General features: G+C 32.5%; 19 protein-coding genes. 2 read left to right on the top strand and 17 right to left on the bottom strand.

Going from position 1 to position 17,838, the window contains the following annotated elements:
• Positions 1-126: 126 nt before the first annotated feature.
• From pgsA to BLP60_RS07070, 16 genes are all read right to left on the bottom strand, one after another.
• A complete protein-coding gene (pgsA, locus tag BLP60_RS07145; RefSeq protein WP_092065496.1) occupies positions 127-702 on the bottom strand; it encodes a CDP-diacylglycerol--glycerol-3-phosphate 3-phosphatidyltransferase in 576 nt (191 codons plus the stop codon).
• On the bottom strand, positions 702-1,433 hold the full coding sequence (locus tag BLP60_RS07140) for a FecR family protein (protein ID WP_092065494.1): 732 nt from the start codon (positions 1,431-1,433) through the stop codon (positions 702-704). The genes pgsA and BLP60_RS07140 overlap by 1 nt, the downstream gene beginning before the upstream one ends.
• Entirely contained in the window at positions 1,420-2,325 is a 906-nt protein-coding gene (locus BLP60_RS07135) for a hypothetical protein (RefSeq protein ID WP_092065492.1), read from the bottom strand. The genes BLP60_RS07140 and BLP60_RS07135 overlap by 14 nt, the downstream gene beginning before the upstream one ends.
• Before the next feature lie 88 nt (positions 2,326-2,413).
• A complete protein-coding gene (locus BLP60_RS07130; protein WP_159427706.1) occupies positions 2,414-3,583 on the bottom strand; it encodes a tetratricopeptide repeat protein in 1,170 nt (389 codons plus the stop codon).
• A gap of 24 nt (positions 3,584-3,607) precedes the next feature.
• Positions 3,608-4,558, bottom strand: a complete 951-nt coding sequence (locus tag BLP60_RS07125; RefSeq protein WP_092065489.1) for an LPP20 family lipoprotein — start codon at positions 4,556-4,558, stop codon at positions 3,608-3,610.
• Between the two features lie 25 nt (positions 4,559-4,583).
• Positions 4,584-5,444, bottom strand: a complete 861-nt coding sequence (locus BLP60_RS07120) for a tetratricopeptide repeat protein (RefSeq protein WP_092065487.1) — start codon at positions 5,442-5,444, stop codon at positions 4,584-4,586.
• Between the two features lie 32 nt (positions 5,445-5,476).
• The gene (locus tag BLP60_RS07115) at positions 5,477-6,607 is read right to left on the bottom strand and encodes an N-acetylmuramoyl-L-alanine amidase (protein ID WP_092065485.1); all 1,131 of its coding nucleotides are present in this window, start codon (positions 6,605-6,607) and stop codon (positions 5,477-5,479) included.
• Between the two features lie 18 nt (positions 6,608-6,625).
• Complete coding sequence (locus BLP60_RS07110) at positions 6,626-8,149, bottom strand: SpoIID/LytB domain-containing protein (protein WP_092065483.1); 1,524 nt, start codon at positions 8,147-8,149, stop codon at positions 6,626-6,628.
• The gene (miaA, locus tag BLP60_RS07105; RefSeq protein WP_092065481.1) at positions 8,137-9,051 is read right to left on the bottom strand and encodes a tRNA (adenosine(37)-N6)-dimethylallyltransferase MiaA; all 915 of its coding nucleotides are present in this window, start codon (positions 9,049-9,051) and stop codon (positions 8,137-8,139) included. Before miaA ends, BLP60_RS07110 begins: the two co-directional genes overlap by 13 nt.
• Positions 9,038-9,523: a pantetheine-phosphate adenylyltransferase gene (coaD, locus tag BLP60_RS07100; protein WP_092065480.1), complete on the bottom strand. Its 486-nt coding sequence runs from the start codon at positions 9,521-9,523 to the stop codon at positions 9,038-9,040. Before coaD ends, miaA begins: the two co-directional genes overlap by 14 nt.
• The gene (rsmD, locus tag BLP60_RS07095; RefSeq protein ID WP_092065478.1) at positions 9,511-10,068 is read right to left on the bottom strand and encodes a 16S rRNA (guanine(966)-N(2))-methyltransferase RsmD; all 558 of its coding nucleotides are present in this window, start codon (positions 10,066-10,068) and stop codon (positions 9,511-9,513) included. The genes coaD and rsmD overlap by 13 nt, the downstream gene beginning before the upstream one ends.
• Positions 10,069-10,080: 12 nt before the next feature.
• Complete coding sequence (locus tag BLP60_RS07090) at positions 10,081-11,697, bottom strand: MBL fold metallo-hydrolase RNA specificity domain-containing protein (RefSeq protein ID WP_092065476.1); 1,617 nt, start codon at positions 11,695-11,697, stop codon at positions 10,081-10,083.
• A 67-nt stretch (positions 11,698-11,764) separates the two neighbouring features.
• Complete coding sequence (locus BLP60_RS07085) at positions 11,765-13,408, bottom strand: AMP-binding protein (RefSeq protein WP_092065474.1); 1,644 nt, start codon at positions 13,406-13,408, stop codon at positions 11,765-11,767.
• Positions 13,409-13,452: 44 nt separating this feature from the next.
• A complete protein-coding gene (locus BLP60_RS07080; RefSeq protein WP_092065472.1) occupies positions 13,453-14,004 on the bottom strand; it encodes a helix-turn-helix domain-containing protein in 552 nt (183 codons plus the stop codon).
• The gene (pdxA, locus tag BLP60_RS07075; protein WP_234970971.1) at positions 14,004-14,975 is read right to left on the bottom strand and encodes a 4-hydroxythreonine-4-phosphate dehydrogenase PdxA; all 972 of its coding nucleotides are present in this window, start codon (positions 14,973-14,975) and stop codon (positions 14,004-14,006) included. The genes BLP60_RS07080 and pdxA overlap by 1 nt, the downstream gene beginning before the upstream one ends.
• A complete protein-coding gene (locus tag BLP60_RS07070) occupies positions 14,969-15,433 on the bottom strand; it encodes an NUDIX domain-containing protein (protein WP_092065470.1) in 465 nt (154 codons plus the stop codon). Before BLP60_RS07070 ends, pdxA begins: the two co-directional genes overlap by 7 nt.
• Before the next feature lie 147 nt (positions 15,434-15,580).
• Between BLP60_RS07070 and BLP60_RS07065 the strand changes: the two genes are divergently transcribed.
• Positions 15,581-16,489, top strand: a complete 909-nt coding sequence (locus BLP60_RS07065) for a glycosyltransferase family 9 protein (protein WP_092065468.1) — start codon at positions 15,581-15,583, stop codon at positions 16,487-16,489.
• A gap of 194 nt (positions 16,490-16,683) precedes the next feature.
• Here BLP60_RS07065 and BLP60_RS07060 read toward each other — a convergent pair whose 3' ends face one another.
• On the bottom strand, positions 16,684-17,295 hold the full coding sequence (locus BLP60_RS07060; RefSeq protein WP_092065466.1) for an L-threonylcarbamoyladenylate synthase: 612 nt from the start codon (positions 17,293-17,295) through the stop codon (positions 16,684-16,686).
• Between the two features lie 71 nt (positions 17,296-17,366).
• Between BLP60_RS07060 and BLP60_RS07055 the strand changes: the two genes are divergently transcribed.
• Entirely contained in the window at positions 17,367-17,813 is a 447-nt protein-coding gene (locus BLP60_RS07055) for a hypothetical protein (protein ID WP_092065463.1), read from the top strand.
• Positions 17,814-17,838 lie beyond the last annotated feature (25 nt).

Below are 17,838 nucleotides of genomic sequence, written 5' to 3'. Positions count from 1 at the left end.
AAGCCAAGACTCGTCAACAACGAGTCCTATTTTACTTAAATTCCTAAATCTATATTTAAGTCTAGCTAAAAAATAATTTATAATTTCTAAAATTTATCAAAAAATATTAAATACTAAAATAATTTTTTATATTTTTTCTCCATTCATCAATAGAAGATAATTTGCACCCTTTATAATATAATCTATACCAGAAGCTACTGTAAGAACGGCAACCAACACACATAAATATATATAATAATCAAAAAATATACTAAAAGATAATACTTCACTTTTATGTGACAAAACAACAAGAACTAAAAATAATTGAAATAATGTATTTATTTTACTTAAAAAAGATGGTTTTATTTTCGATTTTATATTCTGACCCATAAAATTTAAAAAAGCAAGACCTCCTATTATAAGTATATCTCTACTTACAACTATGACAGTAAGCCAAGAAGGAACCCAATATACTATGCCTAAACAAACATATGCTGTCATTAATAAAATTTTATCAGCCAAGGGATCTAAAATTGCCCCTAAAGTAGACTTCTGATTAAAAAAACGGGCGATAAAACCATCTAATGCATCAGTAATACCTGCTACAAAAAAAATAATTAAAGAAAAAAAAATCTTTTTACTGACAAAAGTAATTACAAAAATAGGTGTTAAAACTATTCTAAAGATAGTTAAAATATTAGGAATAGTCAGATTCCCTGCCATTAAAATCCCATCTGCTTATCACGTTGTTGGTTCCATTTAACCCATGGGTTTTGACTATCTTGCTTTACATCAAATTTTTTAGGAACATCAAATCGCCCATCAGGATAAACCACAAATTCATACCCTCTTGCTACAATCATCGTCCATTCTTCTACACTCACTCTTTTGGGGCCAGCTATTCTCATTGGTCCTTGAACTCGATGAGCTTGAAAACCTTTGCCCATTTGATACTTTTCTGATACAGGCCGATAACCTACTTTTATTTTACCATCATAAACTAAAAATTTGCTATAATCAGTGTTTACTATTGCTCTATATTTAGTCCCTGCAACTCCAGCAACAGCTGTAGGAGAACTTATTTCAAATGTATTATCATCACCAATCATTTTTTGAACAGATGCCCAGCATTCTCCTAAAATTAAATCTGTTTTAATTTCTCTTTTATTTTCTTTTACAAGAGCTTTAACTAACTTAAATTTAGTATTTTCATTAAAACGCAATACACTTTTATCTGGAAGTAATAACTCTAATCTAGAATCTTTATCAACTTTAACTTCTACAGGTGGGGACAAAATATCTCCTAACGCTAATAATTTACCTTTACTAAAAATCTTTCCTTGCAAAAAATTTACTTTTACTTTTCCTTCTACTTCAACTTCTTCTGCATTAACAACTCTTGAAAAAAATACTAAAACACAAAAGATTAGAAAAAAAAATTTAATTACTTTCATTTACTTTTCTCCTAGTCAAGGAATAAACTATATTTTGAGAATGAAGAACATTATTTAGTTTCTTCTCCAAAGATTCTTTATCCAAAGTCCAAACATTCCAGGTAGCGCTAATAGAGGGAACTTGTAAATAAATATGTATGAGTTCTTGTTTTAAAAGAATCTGATCCCATTGCTTTAATTGGGCATCAAAGTTATGGATACTTTCAGCACAGGCCCATCCTGTTGTAGAAAGGACAAAACTCTGAGTTAATTTGTCCATAACTTCTGGTAAAGCAAAATATTTAGCCCAAACTTTAAGCCATAAATCTTTCAAACTAGAAGAAATACATTTAATTTCATGCTTGCCAAAAATTAACTCTCCTGCCCATTTATCTTTTCCCTTTAAAATAGTTAATTTTAACTCAGCTCCAGGACTCACCTCAACTCCAGCCAAAGTTTGCAATCTACTCAAAATTACAAATTCTTCTGGACTAACTCCTTGAAGGGTTAAATCATAAGCTATTTTATGACGTGCTGTAAAAAGAATACCATATTTTTTTAATTCATTTCTTAAAATTTTTCTATTTATCTCACAATCAAGTTTTAACTTGATATCTTGCTCTCCAATTTTAAAATAAATTTCTCTATATCCATAAACTAACTTATCTAAAACTGGCTCTAAAAAATCTTGAAGTATAGACAATCTTTCTTTGGAAATACTTACACCTAAAATACTTTCACTTTCTTTTAAACATGCTTGAAGAAACGCTTTGTGATATATATCTTGTTTTAAATCACTCAAAAGTTCATTTGAACCAGCCAAAGGGACTGTAACCTCAACTGTAACTCCAGCAAAAACAGTAGAAGGATAAATAAATAATAATATAAAAAGTATCCTAAAAAATACTCTCATTTTTTAATCCATTTTTAATTTTTACTAATTACTATTCAGCTAAAAAAATACTAAGGGTTGGCAGATGCCAACCCTTAGCAAAAATTTATTAAAACACTCTTAACATGTTTTTTAACTTCTTTATAGCTAAAACAGCATCCACACCAGACACTGGCTCCTCTGGATGAAATTCACCTGTCCTTAGATCTGTAGTAAGCAAACCTCTTGTAGTACATAACATCACCGCATTAAATGCATAGTGAGTAGAAGGAATATCAGGAATAGTACTCTCTTGCCCAATAAATTCACTAGCCAAACGGTCATTTCCTGTAGCCCTTATAATAATATCTTCAAAAAGAAGTGCCATTTCTACTTTAGTAACATGTTCATTGGGCCTAAAAGTATGGTCTGGATATGGTTGTAAACCTTTTACTCCTAGATCAATAACTAAGTAAATATCATTCTTCAAAGGATGGTTATCTACATCTAATACTCTAATCTTTTTATATAAGTCTTCAAAACTCATTTGTATCCCTTTTGGAGCTACAAATCCCCTTTTCTCTGCTTTTTGAGTTCTTTTATAAAAACGTTCTACATTTAACTCTTCTATCAACAAACCAGCCATATCAGCGCGAGTAAGTTTATCTAATAAAACTATCTCCTTGCCTAATTTACTTTCAGGAGCAGCTCTATTGGCTTTTTGCACTAATTGCCATCTCTCATCTGCTTTATCTTCATATCCTTTTCCTAAAGCCTTAACCTGGGCATACATCCTTTCTGCATTAGGAAAATCAAGCCCATAAAGATAAGCCTCTCCCATATAAAAATAAATAGCAGGATTTTTACTATCTACAAGCTTTGCCTTTTCAAAGACTTCTTTTGCTTTAGAAATAAGCTTGCTTGCAGAAAGTTTTTTAAGCTTTCTAAAAGCAATATATCCTCTTATTTCTAAACAAAGAGAATTTAATTTTTCTTCTTTTCCTTTAGCTTTTCTTTCCCCTTTTTTGATTAACTTAAAACCATCATCATCACCTTTTATAACTAACAAATATCCTTTCCCTGCTAAAGCAGGACCATATTCTGGATCTAAGCTCAGAGCCTGATCAAATTCTTCTCTTGCCAAATCAAATTTTTCTTGATCTAAATAATTCAATCCTTGTTCAAAATGATGTTCTGGATTATCCATAACTCCCTGAGGGGCTCTACCTTTTTGTGCACAAGCTCCCAATATTAAAAAAACCCCCACTAAACTAAAAAAAGCTATCCTTTTAAAGAACATACCCTTCATCTCCTACTCCTTATATTAATCTAAAATAATCATTACCTTACACTTTTCTAAAAAATTTTGATTTTTACTAAGAGATCTTAATTGATTAGCTACATCATTATTTATTACTAAGTCTGTTCTTGCCTTACCCTTTACCTGCACAGCTTTAGCAATAAAAGGATTGTTAGCTACTCTAGGATTTGTTTTTGCCTTATTAATATCTTTTGCATATCCAGCCATACCTTGTTGAATAGCATATTCTCTACTTACAAAAGCAGAACCATACACTTCCTGACCATTCTCGTCATATATCTTAGGACTCATCGCAGGCCTTGCACCTAAACCCCGTGCATCCACAATAAGACCTGTATAAACAATTTGAGGCTTAGGTTGAGTCTGAGCCTCTTCCATTCTAGGTTTTTGAACCTCAGGCGTAGTTGGAACTGTTGGAGTGGCTGGAGCCGTGGGCGCAGGCACAGAAACTTGAGGAGCAGATGGAGTTAATCTTGTTGGTCTTTGAATCTTAGTCCCAAAAGGAATCGTTTTAGGTAATAAAACATCAGCAAGTCCCCCTCTCAAGCTTACTCCTACTGTTACTTCTACAGAACCATCAGACATATAAGCTATATCTAATACTTGAGAATTCTGTAAAAAACCCTGAACCCTAGAAACAATAATATCATTTGTTACCATATAATTCTGAACTGTAGTAGTAGAATCAATCTGCACACCCTTAATTACTTCCAATAAATTTCTTCTAGCTACTACTGTTGCTGCTCTCACAGCCATAGCTCTAGCCTGGGCCATATTTACAGCAGTAGCTGGCGGAGCCCCTATACCTTTTGCAGTAACAAGTCCTGTAGTCCAATTAACCTGACCATTTTCAAAAGTCTGAACATATCCATAATTCATAGTTGGTTGAGCCATGGCAACACTCAACATAACTAATACCATCAGACTCCCTAGCAAAAAACACTTTATTTTCATCTTTCTCCTCCTAAAAAATTTAGCTTTATTTTCTTCTTTTACTTACTTTTTTTAAATAATACCGAGCAGATTTATTACGAGGTTCAAAAATTAAAGTCTTCTTCCAAAAAGAAGTAGCTTTTCGTATATCCCCTTTTTTATAAGCCTGTAAAGCCATTTCATTATAAACCTTTGCTAAGTTATGTCTAGCTTCACTATTTTTAGGTTCTAGTTTCAAAGCTTTATTCCAAACAGATAAAGCTTTACTCACATGACCTTGATTAAAATAAATCCAACCTAAGGCATTCATTGCCTTCACATACTTTGGATTTATTTGTAATGCTCTGTTTAATTCAAGTTCAGCATTATAAATCATATCTAGTCCTAAAAAAGCATTTGCTAACCTATAATGAGTTTCTGGATCATCTGAACCTACTTGTTGGGCTTTTCTTAAAAACTTAATACTTTGCTCTAAATTATGCTCAACAGCATAAATGACTCCTATAAAATAATAGGCATTGGCATTATAAGGATCTATTTGCAACACTCTTTCAAACTGTTGCATTGCTTTATCTGGTTTATTATCTTTTAATAACAAAACGCCTACCCAAATTCTGGCAAAGGTATTATCAGGAGATAAATTTACAACTCTAGTAAAATATTTATAAGCTAAATTAAACTTTTCTCTTTTAGCAGCCAAAAGTCCTAACTGATTTAGGGCAAATTCATTATTTGGATCAAGTTGCAACACTTTTAAGAAAATTTTTTCTGACTCATTTAACTTACCTTGATAATGTAAGTCTGATGCCTTAAAAATCAGATCATTTATATCATCTGCAAAAGAAAAACATACTGTAAAAAACAAATTAAATAACACAATCAAAAAAACTAATTTCCTAAATTTCATAATTATGTCCTTCACTTATTAAAAGATTCGAACTATATTTTCACTGTTTTTAAAGATAAAATTCCTTTTGCCACACTTAAGGCAAGTTTATGTCTAAAATCACTCTGTCTAAGTAAATACTCTTCATCTGGATTAGAAATAAACCCGAGCTCTAACAAAATAGAGGGCATTTTTGCTCTTCTTAATACATAAAAATTAGCTGAATGAATTCCTCTATTTTTAAGCGGTAATTCGTGTTTTAACACAGTTTGTAGATAAGAGGCTACTTTTCCTCCTGCCTGCCAATATCTTTTTCTTTCAAATCTAAATAATATCTCTTCTATATTAACATAGCCTTTTTTTATAAGTTCATTTTTCTCAAGTTTAATAACAGAATTTTCAAAAGCAGCTACTCTTGCAGCCTCTTTACTAGAAGCTTTTTCTGAACAAAAATAAGTTTCCATTCCTCTAGGTCTTCTATTCCTATTGGCATTTACATGAAAAGATACAAATAAATCTGCACTATACTGATTAGCTGTAGTTGTTCTAGCACTAAGAGGCACAAAATAATCTTCGGTTCTTGTTAAGAAAATTTTTAGTTGAGAATCTTTTTGGTTTAAGATAGCTGCGGTTCTCTTGGCAACATCTAAGTTTACATTTTTCTCTTGAAGTTTATGTAAACCCACTGCTCCAGAGTCAAATCCACCATGACCTGGATCAAGTACAATTCTTCGAATATGATAACCTAATCCTTTCTCTCCTTTTAAACGAGCAAAAATTTCTTGTTCTTCTTGTAAAGCCTTTTTCTCCAGTGGTGTTAATTCTTTTTTTTCTATCTTTTTAGGTGGAACTGGCTTTTGAGTTATAATATCCACCATCATTCTGGAATAAGTATCTTCTGGATTTAAAACCAAAACCTTTCTAAAACTATCCAAAGCCCCCCGCATATCTTTTTTCTGAAAATAAGCTCTTCCCAATAATCCCCAAAGCCATTCATTTTGAGGATCTATTTTTACTCCTTTTTTTAATATACTAATTGCTTGATCAAACTTACCTTTAGCTAAAAATTCTTGAGCTTGTAGTCCTAAATCAAACCCAGATTCTGCAAATAGCCTACTCACAGGTAAAAAAGAAATCCCCGCCCCTGCCATTATAAAAAGTAAATCTCTTCTTTTTAAACGCATAATTTCGCCCTAATTTAGTTAGTATATTGTTTTTACAGTTGTTCCTGGATAGTAAAACTGCAAAATTTCTCTATATTTTTTACCTTCTTTAGCCATATCATAGGCCCCCCATTGACTCATACCAACCCCATGTCCATATCCTCTCCCTTTAAATAATAAATTTGTCCCCACCTGTTTTACAGAACATAAAGTAGACTTAATGATAGAAGGACCTAACCATATTCTCATATTATTACTTGCCAAAAGAACTTCCCCATTTTCAGCAGTGATAGAAAAATTTATCACTCTTCCAGAAGGAGAAACATCTTTACTTTCAACCCTTTTAATTCTTGAGAGACCAAATCCTTTCTCTCTTAAAACATTTTCTATTTTAGATAAAGAAATCTCTGTCCTCCACTCTAACTTCTTTATTTTATTGGAATAAGGATCTCTTTTTATTCTAAAATAAGGGAATTGCACCTTCCACACATTTTTTGCAGTCTCTAAAACTCCTCCACTATGTGAATGAAAATAAGCAATTACAGGCTTACCTTTAAACATTAATATTTCTCCTCGTGTATCCCAGACTGCTTGAATACTTTTAGAGCTTTGAGGTAAAATACCACCATAAACCTGAGAAGCAACAGAAGAACTTAAATCAAAATCCTTTTCCTCTGACTTTAAATGCACAAAATAGGCATAAGATCTAGCTGCAACAGCCTGAGCCTTTAATGCTTCTAATGGCCAAGAAGCAGACATCTCTTTAGGGACTACACCTTTTAAATATTCTTCCATCGGCAAACAGTTAATTACTAAAATAAGATTATCCTTTAATTTTAACTTTAATCTTCCCTTATATTTTTTATTATTAAAAATAAAAACATCTATAAACTTTAGGTCAACAACCCTATTTAATCTCTTTTGTCCTAAATAAATAGTTCCATTTTTGATCTTAAAAACATAAACTCCTTTTGGATATGAACTGCCATTTATCCATAAATTTTGTTTAGAAGTTAAATTAACATTTTTAACTTTTGCTAAAAGAACACGTATCATTGGTTCATCTCCTAAACTAGGAGGTTCTATTTTAAAAGATGGTATTTCTCCTTTTCTGATCTCTCTTTTTATCCTTTCTATCATATAGTCAGCAGTACTATACCTTATGTCTTGAGGAAAATTATGAATGAAGTCCTGAAAATAATGAAGTGAATCCTGTAAGCTACCCTGCTCATATAATAACATGGCTAAATTAAAATAAGCATTTTTTAATTCTCTAGAATAAGGAAATAATTTAATAGCTTTTTGATAATAATTTTTAGCAACTTCTTTTTGATCTAAAAACAAAGCGCTAATATCTGCCATACGAACTAAAGCTTTGGCCTTGACTTCTACATCTCTGGCATATGTATAAACTAAATCATAACTTTCTATTGCTTGAGCAAAGTTACCTGACTCTAAATATGTTCTTGCCTGGTCTAATAACGGTTTAGGATTAAAAGAATAGGCAAAAGTAATACAAGGAATAAACAAGCAAATTAAAGTAAATTTAATTATTTTAGCCATTGCTCAATATGTTGTATTGCCTCTTTAAGATTTAAAGGAGAAAACCAAAAAACATCTTTTTCCTTTTTAAACCATGTTAATTGTCTTTTGGCATAAGCTCTGGTATTTTTCAACCACTTTCTTTGCATTTCTTTAAAGCTAATCTTATTTTCTAAATATTCTATTATCTCTGGAATTCCAATGCCACTAAATCCAGGAAGAGTTTTATCTTTATATTTTACAATTGCTCTTTTTACCTCATCAATTGCTCCCTGTTCTATCATCTTCTCTATTCTCTCAGACAAATAGTCTACTAAAATATTTACATCCATCTTTAATCCAACTTTTAAAAAATTATATTTTTTTTCGCTAGGAGTTTTTTGATGCCATGTAGAAAAAGGCTTGCCTGTTTGCAAATATACTTCTAAAGCCCTTGTAATTCTTTGTTTATCATTTGGATGGATTCTATTAGCATAAACAGAATCTACTTTCTGTAAAAAAGAATAAAGAAAGCCAAGCCCTTTTGTTTCTCTCAAATTTTCTACCTCGTCTCTCACTTCTGAGCTAATTTCAGGAATAGGTGCTAACCCGTATAATAATGCTTTTAGATATAAACCTGTTCCTCCCACTAAAACAGGGAATCTACCTTTTTGTATTTCCTTTTTTATTCTCTCTTTTGCTAAACGCACAAATTCACCAGCAGTAATCTTTTTATCCACTTCTAAAAACCCAAACAAATAGTGTGGGCACTCTTTTTGTTCTTCAAAAGAAGGCTGAGCTGTAACAATAGGAAAATCTTTATAGACCTGTCTGGAATCAAAATTAATAACAGAAATAGGCTTTTTTTTTGCTAGGGCAAGAGCCAAACTAGTTTTTCCTGTTCCAGTTTGGCCTACAATACACAATAATTTAGATTTTGGCATATTTAGCCTTTAATGCTTTTTCTATACTTTTAGGGACCAATCCTTCTACATTTCCACCAAGACTTGCCACCTCTTTAATAATAGTAGAACTAATATATAACCACTTATAATCAGTCATTAAAAACACAGTCTGCACTTCTGGGGAAAGTTTTCTATTCATAAGGGCCATTTGAAATTCATATTCAAAATCAGATACTGCCCTAAGCCCCCTTAAAATAGCGACAGCTTTTTTTTTATTTACATAATCCATTAAAAGACCTTCAAAGGATTCTACTTTTACTTTTGGCTCATTCTTAAAAACTTCTTTAGCTAAGCTTACTCTTTCTTTTAAAGAAAAAAGTGTCTTTTTTGGAGAATTATAGGCTATAGCCAAAATAATTGTATCAAAAATTCTAAGACCTCTTTTTACCAAACTCACATGGCCATTGGTAAGAGGATCAAAAGTTCCAGGATAAACTGCTATTTTTTCCATATAAACACCTTTGTTTGACCAAATAATTTTTCTTTAATAAGTTCAAGAGAAAATAAATCCTGTTCTACACAAAAACTCTTTTCAACCTCTGCTATTAAGACGCCATTAGTTTTTAACAGATTATTTACTAAAATTAAATTCATAATTTCTAAAAGACATTTTTTGGCATAAGGCGGATCAACAAAAATCAAATCAAACTTGACTCTTGAAGGAAAATTCATCAATGCCTTAAAGGCATCTTTACAAATAATCACTGTATTTTCTCTAAGATCTAAATCTAAAGTAGTTCGTTTTAAAGAAGCACAAGCCTTGGGCATTTTCTCCACAAAATAAACTGTTTTTGCCCCCCTACTAAGCGCTTCAAAACCTAAAGCACCACTTCCTGCAAATACATCTAGAACTACCTCATCTCCTCTAAAAAAACCAAGAGATCCTAAAGAAGAAAATAATGATTCTCTCACTCTAGATGTAGCAGGTCTATATCCGGGTCCACTTACAGTAAAAATTTTTCTTCCTTTTAATTTTCCTCCCGTAATCTTTATCACCGAACTAACCTGTTATTTCAAAGGAATTTGAGAATGAACCTTATTTAACATATTTACTATTTGTAAAACCTCTTCTCGCAAATCTGCTTGTTCTGTCCAATCCAAAGAAGCCAAAATTGATTGCTTTTGCTCAAGTTCTTTAACCTTTGATTTAAGCTCATCAAACAAATAGTCCCAATTAATTCTAGGTGTTGCAACTTCAGTATTAACTTCTCCTACAATCTTATCCAAAGAAATCGTACATTCTTCAAGATATTCTGGAATATGGATATCAAAACCATAACGTTCTTTTATAAGACCAGCTAGGATACGCTGTTTTTCTTCCTCACCATGCACTAAAAAAATCTTCATTTTTTTATTTCTAAAGTGACTCAGCCATTCTAAAATTTGACTTTGTCCTGCATGAGAAGAAAATCCATTTATTGTATAAACTTTGGCTCGGACAGCTACTTCCTCACCAAAAATTTTAACACTTTTAGCCCCATCTACTATTTTTCGACCAGTAGTGCCCTTTGCTTGAAAACCTACAAAAACCACAGATGCCCCTGGCTTCCACAAATTATGTTTAAGGTGATGTTTTATTCTCCCAGCATGAGCCATACCACTTGCAGAAATAATAATAGCAGGACCATTCATCTGATTTAAACGCATAGAATCTTGGGAAGTAAGAGAATATTTTAGATTTGGAAACGCTAACGGATTTTCACCATTTTCTATTAAAGATTTTCCAATATCATCAAAATATTTATAATGCTTTTTAAAAACCTCTGTAGCCCTTATAGCTAAAGGACTATCTAAAAATACAGGCATATCAGAAGGAAGTTTTCCATCTTTGTATAAAAAATATAAAGAGAATAAAATCTCTTGGGTTCTTTCTACTGCAAATGCAGGAATAATAACTTTCTCTTTATTTTTATAACTATATAGGATAGCATCAAGAAGTTCATCTCTGCTTTTATCTTCATTTTTATGATCTCTATCTCCATATGTAGACTCAAGAAATAAAAAATCTGCTCTTTCAAAGTAGGTCGGATCATTTACAATCAATTGATGAGGTCTTCCTAAATCTCCAGAGAAAATAAAATCATAATGTTTATCTCCATCTTGAATTGTGACTTTTATAGAAGCAGAACCCAATATATGTCCTGCATCATAAAAAATAAATTCCACTCCTTCAAAAGGAGATACTGGCTTTAAATAATCTACCTTTTCAAAAAGAGGTAAAGTCTTCTCTACATCATCTTGTACATACAAAGGTTCTATTTTATTTTCTTTTCCTTTCCGTGCTCTTTTCTTCTTCTTCCATTCTGTTTCTATTTCTTGAACATGAGCACTATCTTTTAACATTATATCTAATAAATCTGCTGTAGGAGGGGTAAGATATATTTTTCCTTTAAAACCTTCTTTTACCATTTTTGGTAAAAGCCCAGAATGATCTATATGGGCATGAGTAATAATAATAAAATCAAGTTCTGAAGGTTTATATTCAATAGAGTTTAAATTTCTCTTTTCTATTTCTTTATTTCCCTGATGCATACCACAATCTATGGCAAATCTTTTACCATTATAAGATAAAATAAAACATGATCCTGTAACTGTTTTAGCTGCACCTAAAAATTTTACTTTCATACTTTCCCCTTCTTTTAAAAGAAAAGGCCAGGAAGCACCTGGCCATTTTTTTAATAAGTATATAAAATTATTTATACTTCTCCATATCCTTAGCGCGTATCTCTGCCCTTTTTATCTTACCACTAATTGTTTTTGGTAATTCTTTTACATACTCGACAATTCTAGGATATTTATAAGGCGCGGTAACCTTTTTTACATGATTTTGAATATCTTTAGTTAATTCTTCTGACGGTTCATACCCACTAGCCAAAACAATAGTTGCTTTTACAGCTTGCCCTCGAACTGGATCAGGAACTCCTGTAACTGCTGCTTCAACAACTGCTGGATGAGTAATCAGAGCACTTTCCACTTCAAATGGGCCTATCCTATAGCCAGAACTTTTTATCAAATCATCAACTCTTCCTAAAAACCAAAAATATCCATCTTCATCCATCCATGCCTTATCTCCGGTATGATAAACCCCGTCTTTTATTACTTTTGCAGTTTTATCTGGCTCATCCATATATCCCAAAAACAATCCTACTGGACGACCATCTTTTAAGCGAACGCATATTTCTCCCTCTTCTCCTGGCAAGACCTCTTCTCCCTCATCATTTAAAAGAACTATATCCCAACCAGGAGTAGGTTTACCAATGGAGCCTGGTTTTGGTTTCATAAATGGAAAAGTTGCTATCTGCAAAGTAGTTTCTGTTTGCCCATAACCTTCATAAAGAGGAATACCCAAAGCACTTTTCCATGCTTCAAATACACTTTCGTTTAACAGTTCGCCAGCAGTAGTACAATGTCTAAGACTACTTAAATCATATTTGGTTAAATCTTCTCTAACCAAAAAACGATATACTGTAGGAGGAGCACAAAAAGTACTAATTTTATGCTCACTTATAACACCTAATAAATCAGAAGGGCTAAATTTTCCCCTAAAATCATAAACAAAAACTATTGCCCCTGACATCCACTGTCCATAAAATTTACCCCAAACAGCTTTTCCCCAACCTGTATCTGCTACAGTAAGATGAATATCTCCTGGCTCAAGATCATGCCAATACATTCCTGTCACCAAATGCCCTAAAGGATAGTTATGGTCATGTTCTACCATTTTAGGAAGCCCAGTTGTGCCAGAGGAAAAGAATATAAGTAAGGTGTCGTTTCCTCCCACTTTAGAGGATGGAGAAAAATTTTCACTTTCTTTGGCAACAATCTCATCTAATTCTTTCCATGTACTATTAGGCGCATTTCCTGCTACTATAAAAATATCTAAACTTGGACATTCAGATTTAATCTCATCTATTCTAGCAGTAATACTTTCATCTACAACTACTGCCTTAATCTTAGCAAAATTAACTCTAAAAGATATATCTTTAGCTGTAAGTAAAGCAGGAGAGGGAACTGCAACTGCTCCCAATTTATGCAAAGCTAACATTGTTGTCCAAAACTCTACTCTTCTATATAAAACGATCATTACTCGATCGCCTTTTTTTAAACCTTGCTTTGCCAAGGCATTGGCTAACTTAGACGATTCTCTTGCAAAATAAGCATAACTATATTCCCGTCTTACTTTAGCATCATCCACATGAATCATAGCAATTTCATCTTGCTTTTCTTTAGCCAACTTATCCATCACATCAAAAGCAAAATTAAAATTTTCAGGGATCTCTAAATTAAAACCACTTCTAAACTCTTCATAACTAGAAAATTTTTGTTTTAAAAACATCTTCTCTCTCCCCCTAATAAACATAAAAATTTCAGCTCATTTAGTTAAATTATAACATCTAAAAATTCAGCTTCACCGTCTAACCCTCGCAGAGCATGAGGCGTTCTAGAGGAAAAATACAAGCTATCTCCAGGCTCTAAAATCAAAACATCATCGCCTAATCTTATTTCTAATTTTCCTTTAAGCATATAAATAAATTCCTGTCCTGAATGCTCATTAAAAGTAATATCTTCTTCTTTTTTAGGTGGAACTTTTACAATAAAAGGTTCCATTTTTCGGCCACTAAACTTATATGCCAAACTCTTATAATCATAATCTTTACGTCTCTCTACACTTAAGCCTTTTCCTTTTCTTACTAAGGCATAAGTATGTAAGTGTGCTTCTTTGCCAGCAATTAAAACAGTTAAATCAACCCCACATGCTTTAGCCACTTCAAATAAATAGCTTACAGGAATTTCCTTTTTGCCAGATTCATAGGCTTCTACTTCTTCTACCTTAACTCCCACTTTGCTAGCCAATTCCTGAGCGCTCATTTCTAAAGCATCTCTTAGCCCTTTCAGGCGCTTGGCTATCTCTACATAAGGCGGTGTACTCATTAGACACTCCTTTTTAAATATTTAATCCCTAATTTAAACGCCTCTTCTAAACTTGTTAAAGAGGCAACCCCCTTGCCTACAAGATCATAGGCTGTGCCATGATCCACAGAACATCTTAAAATAGGAAGTCCTAAAGTTATATTCACACTTTGCCCAAAATGCAAAAGTTTTAAAGGACCTAATCCTTGATCATGATACATTGCCAAAACTACATTATAATCTCCATGTTTTGCTCTATAAAAAAGCGTATCAGCAGGAAAAGGTCCATCACAAGGTATTCCTTTATTTCTTGCTTCTTTAATAGCAGGTTTTATAATTTCTATTTCTTCTCTACCTATTTTCCCTTGCTCTCCTGCATGAGGATTTAAGCCACACACTCCGATTAATACATCCTTATTAAACATCTGCTGAAATTGAAAAGTAAGGCTTAAGCATCGAATAATCCTATCTATAGTTATTAAAGAGGGAACTAGACTTAAAGGTGGGTGGGTGGTAACCAAGCTTACTCCAAAGGAAGGACTCCAAAAATGCATACACACTCTTTCAAAAGGCACATTAAAGGCACTCGCCAAAAACTCTGTATGCCCTGCAAAATTAAACCCTGCTTCTTGCAAAGTGGCCTTATTTAAAGGACCTGTAATTAAAACAGATCGTTTATCTATTTTTAAATAATCACAAACTAATTCAAGACTTTTGCCAGCAACAAACCCTCCTTCAACACTAGGTTCTCCCAACCTAAGATTGATTCCAGATAAGCCCTTAGGTTCAACACAAAAAATCCCTTTTTCTCTCTTTTCAATTGAATCTACTCTTTGCCAAAATTTTTTAATTTTATTTTTTTTACAATACAAAGCTAAAACTTCTTCTACTCCAACAATAACTAATGGATACTCAACTCTATTTTTTCTACAAAATCGAACAATTAGTTCAGGTCCTATGCCGCACGGATCGCCCATTGTATAAATTAACACTTAATATCCTCACTAATTTTCATTTTATAACAAAAATCTTGCAAAATTTTAGCATGGTCAAATACCAAATTAGGCAACTGATTTAAAGAAAAAATTCTAGCTTTATCTGCATCATCTCCTGCCTTAAGCTGAGATAAATCTAAAGGAATGCCTACAAACACTGTACTTAAAGTGTGAAATCTAGGATCTCTTTTAGGATCAGAATACACACCCAATAAATAAAGTAAACTAACATCTAGCCCTGTTTCTTCTTTTACCTCTCTTAATGCAGCAGATTCTACACTTTCCCCATAATCTACAAAACCACCAGGCAAAGCCCAACCAAAAGGCTTATTTTTTCTTTTTATCAAAACAACAGAAAACGGAGGGACAAAAGTTACCACATCTACAGTAGGGAACGGATTTCTATAAGTTTCTATTACTTGCCCACAGTTAGAACATTTCTTAATATATTTCACAACATACCCCCTTAAAATAAAAAAACTAAATTATATGCTTAATTTAGAATGCGCTTTGTTCAATTTAATATTACATATTTTTTTTAATGCTCGACTTTTAATATATCAAGATTAAAACTTGTTTTTAGATAGGTCAAAACATCAATTATGGATTTAAAAACATCTAAAATTCTTATTATCCATCATGGAGCATTGGGTGATTTTGTTTTATCTCTTCCTGCTCTAATAAGTCTAAAATATTTTTTTCAAAAAAATCATATCTTATACTTAGATACCAAAGATAAACATATTTTTTGGCAACAAATTTTAGGCTTTCACAAAAGCACTTTGAAGCAAGATCAAGGTATTTTCAAACTATATTCTTTAAATAAATGGCCTTCTGAACTTGGAGATACACATGTCTTTTGGTTTAAAATCCAACAAAACCCTACTCTTGAAATAAAACACAAAAACATCACCTATATTTATTTGGTACACAAACAAAAATCCTTACCTGTACAATCATTTTTACGCCATCAGTTTTTAAATCTTAATATCCCCTGGCTAGAAAATTGGAAAACACTTCTTCCTTTACCTACTAAATCTCCTCAAAACATACTAATTTTCCCTGGCTCTGGACATAAAGCCAAAAATTGGCCTCTTTGTTTTTTTACTCAAGTTGCTTCTCATTTAAATAAGATATATCCTTTATCCTTTATACTTGGACCTGCTGAACATCTAATAAAATCTCTTCCTTTCCCTACTCTGCAATTAACAAATACCCAAGAACTAGTCCAAGAACTTTCTAAGGCCATTTTTGTACTTGGAAATGACTCAGGCCCCATGCACTTAGCATCTTTAATGAACATAAGAGGCATCTGTTTATTTGGTCCTACAGATCCTACTATCTGGAAACCGCCACACCTTGAAATAATCTCTTCCCCTTTGCCCTGCTCCCCTTGCTCTAAAACCGCTCAAATATTTTGTTCTAAGCTTACTTGTATGAAAAAAATCTCCCCTAGCCTCGTTTTGAAACAAAGCCTAAACCTTCTGAAAAAACAAAACCAGGCCCTGTGAAAACCACAAGGCCTGGCTCTGTCAAAAGGAGGAACGTATATATTAACTTTTAGCAAAGAATATACCAAAACAAAAAAAACACATTAAATAAGAGATTACAAGAAAAAAAGATACTTTTTAATCTAAAAAAAGTTTAAAATTTTGAACCCTAATATTCAAAACTATCAAATACAGGTAAAACAAAGTTCAAAATTTTAAACTTTTTGCCAATAGGCAAAAATTTCTTCTTTAGAAATAGCTCCTAAGCGTAAAAATAAAAGATGATTTTTTTCTGCCTTTATAATGGTAGAAGGAGCATTAAGAGGGTAAGAATAAGAGCTTCTAAAGACAAAATCCACGCCTTTTATAAGAAAAGGATCAATCTCTTCAAACTTTTTTGGCGATTTTTTGCCACTTAAATTTGCACTTGTGGCTACTAGAGGAATCTTAGCCTCTAAACATAAATTAGCCAACTCAGAATGAGAGGTAACTCTTATACAGACTTCATTATATTCATTTTTTATCCCAGGCTTCACAAAGTCAGCTAAAGAAGTAGTAACAACAGAAAGAGGACCAGGCCAAAAGTGGGCAACTAAATTTAACATTTTTTGAGAAAGGTTAACATGCTCTAATACTTGTTCTAAACTACCAGCTACCAGAGGAAGTGGTTTTATGTTCGGACGTTTTTTTAAAAAAAATATCTTTTGAACCGCACTTTGCGAAAACGGATTGCAAGTAAGCCCCCATAAAGTTTCGGTGGGGATAAGCCCTATTTTATCCTGATTTAACAGACAAGCAATGGATTTTAAGTCGAACAATTGTTTCATTTGGCAAGATAATTGCTTTTTAAGATAAAAAACAATACCATTAGGTAAAAATTACCTATAAGGAGTATTCCATGAAAATTCATGGGGAGTATACTAAACAATTAAATCCAGAGAATAAAGTAAACAAGCCCAACTCTTCTAAACACGATTTTAAGTTATTTCTAGAAAAAGAGCTTACCACTTCCTCTACTAACACAAAAATTACTTCCAATACCGCAACAAATGTTGCGTCACCCTTACCTTTAAACTTACAACCTTCTAACCTTGAGTTAAACTTTATGCAAGAAGTAGATAATCTCTTAACCTTATGGGAAAATTATTCTCAAAGCCTTACCTCTGATGGCACCACGTTAAAGGACGTTTACGCCTTGCTCAAAAAGATTCAAGATAAAATTCAAGGAGTAAAACAAAATCCTTTTTTCTCCAAACAACCTGAGCATATCCAAAACATCTTAAAAGAGGTAGAAATAATGGCCACTACTGAAGAGATAAAAATTAATCGCGGAGACTACTTGTAAAGTTTTTCTAAAAAACTGTTTTAAA

It is taken from the genome of Desulfonauticus submarinus (assembly GCF_900104045.1).
Classification (GTDB): Bacteria; Desulfobacterota; Desulfovibrionia; order Desulfovibrionales; family Desulfonatronovibrionaceae; genus Desulfonauticus; species Desulfonauticus submarinus.
The sequence above is the reverse complement of the archived record's forward strand: the minus strand, read 5'-3'. Positions and strand labels throughout refer to the sequence as shown.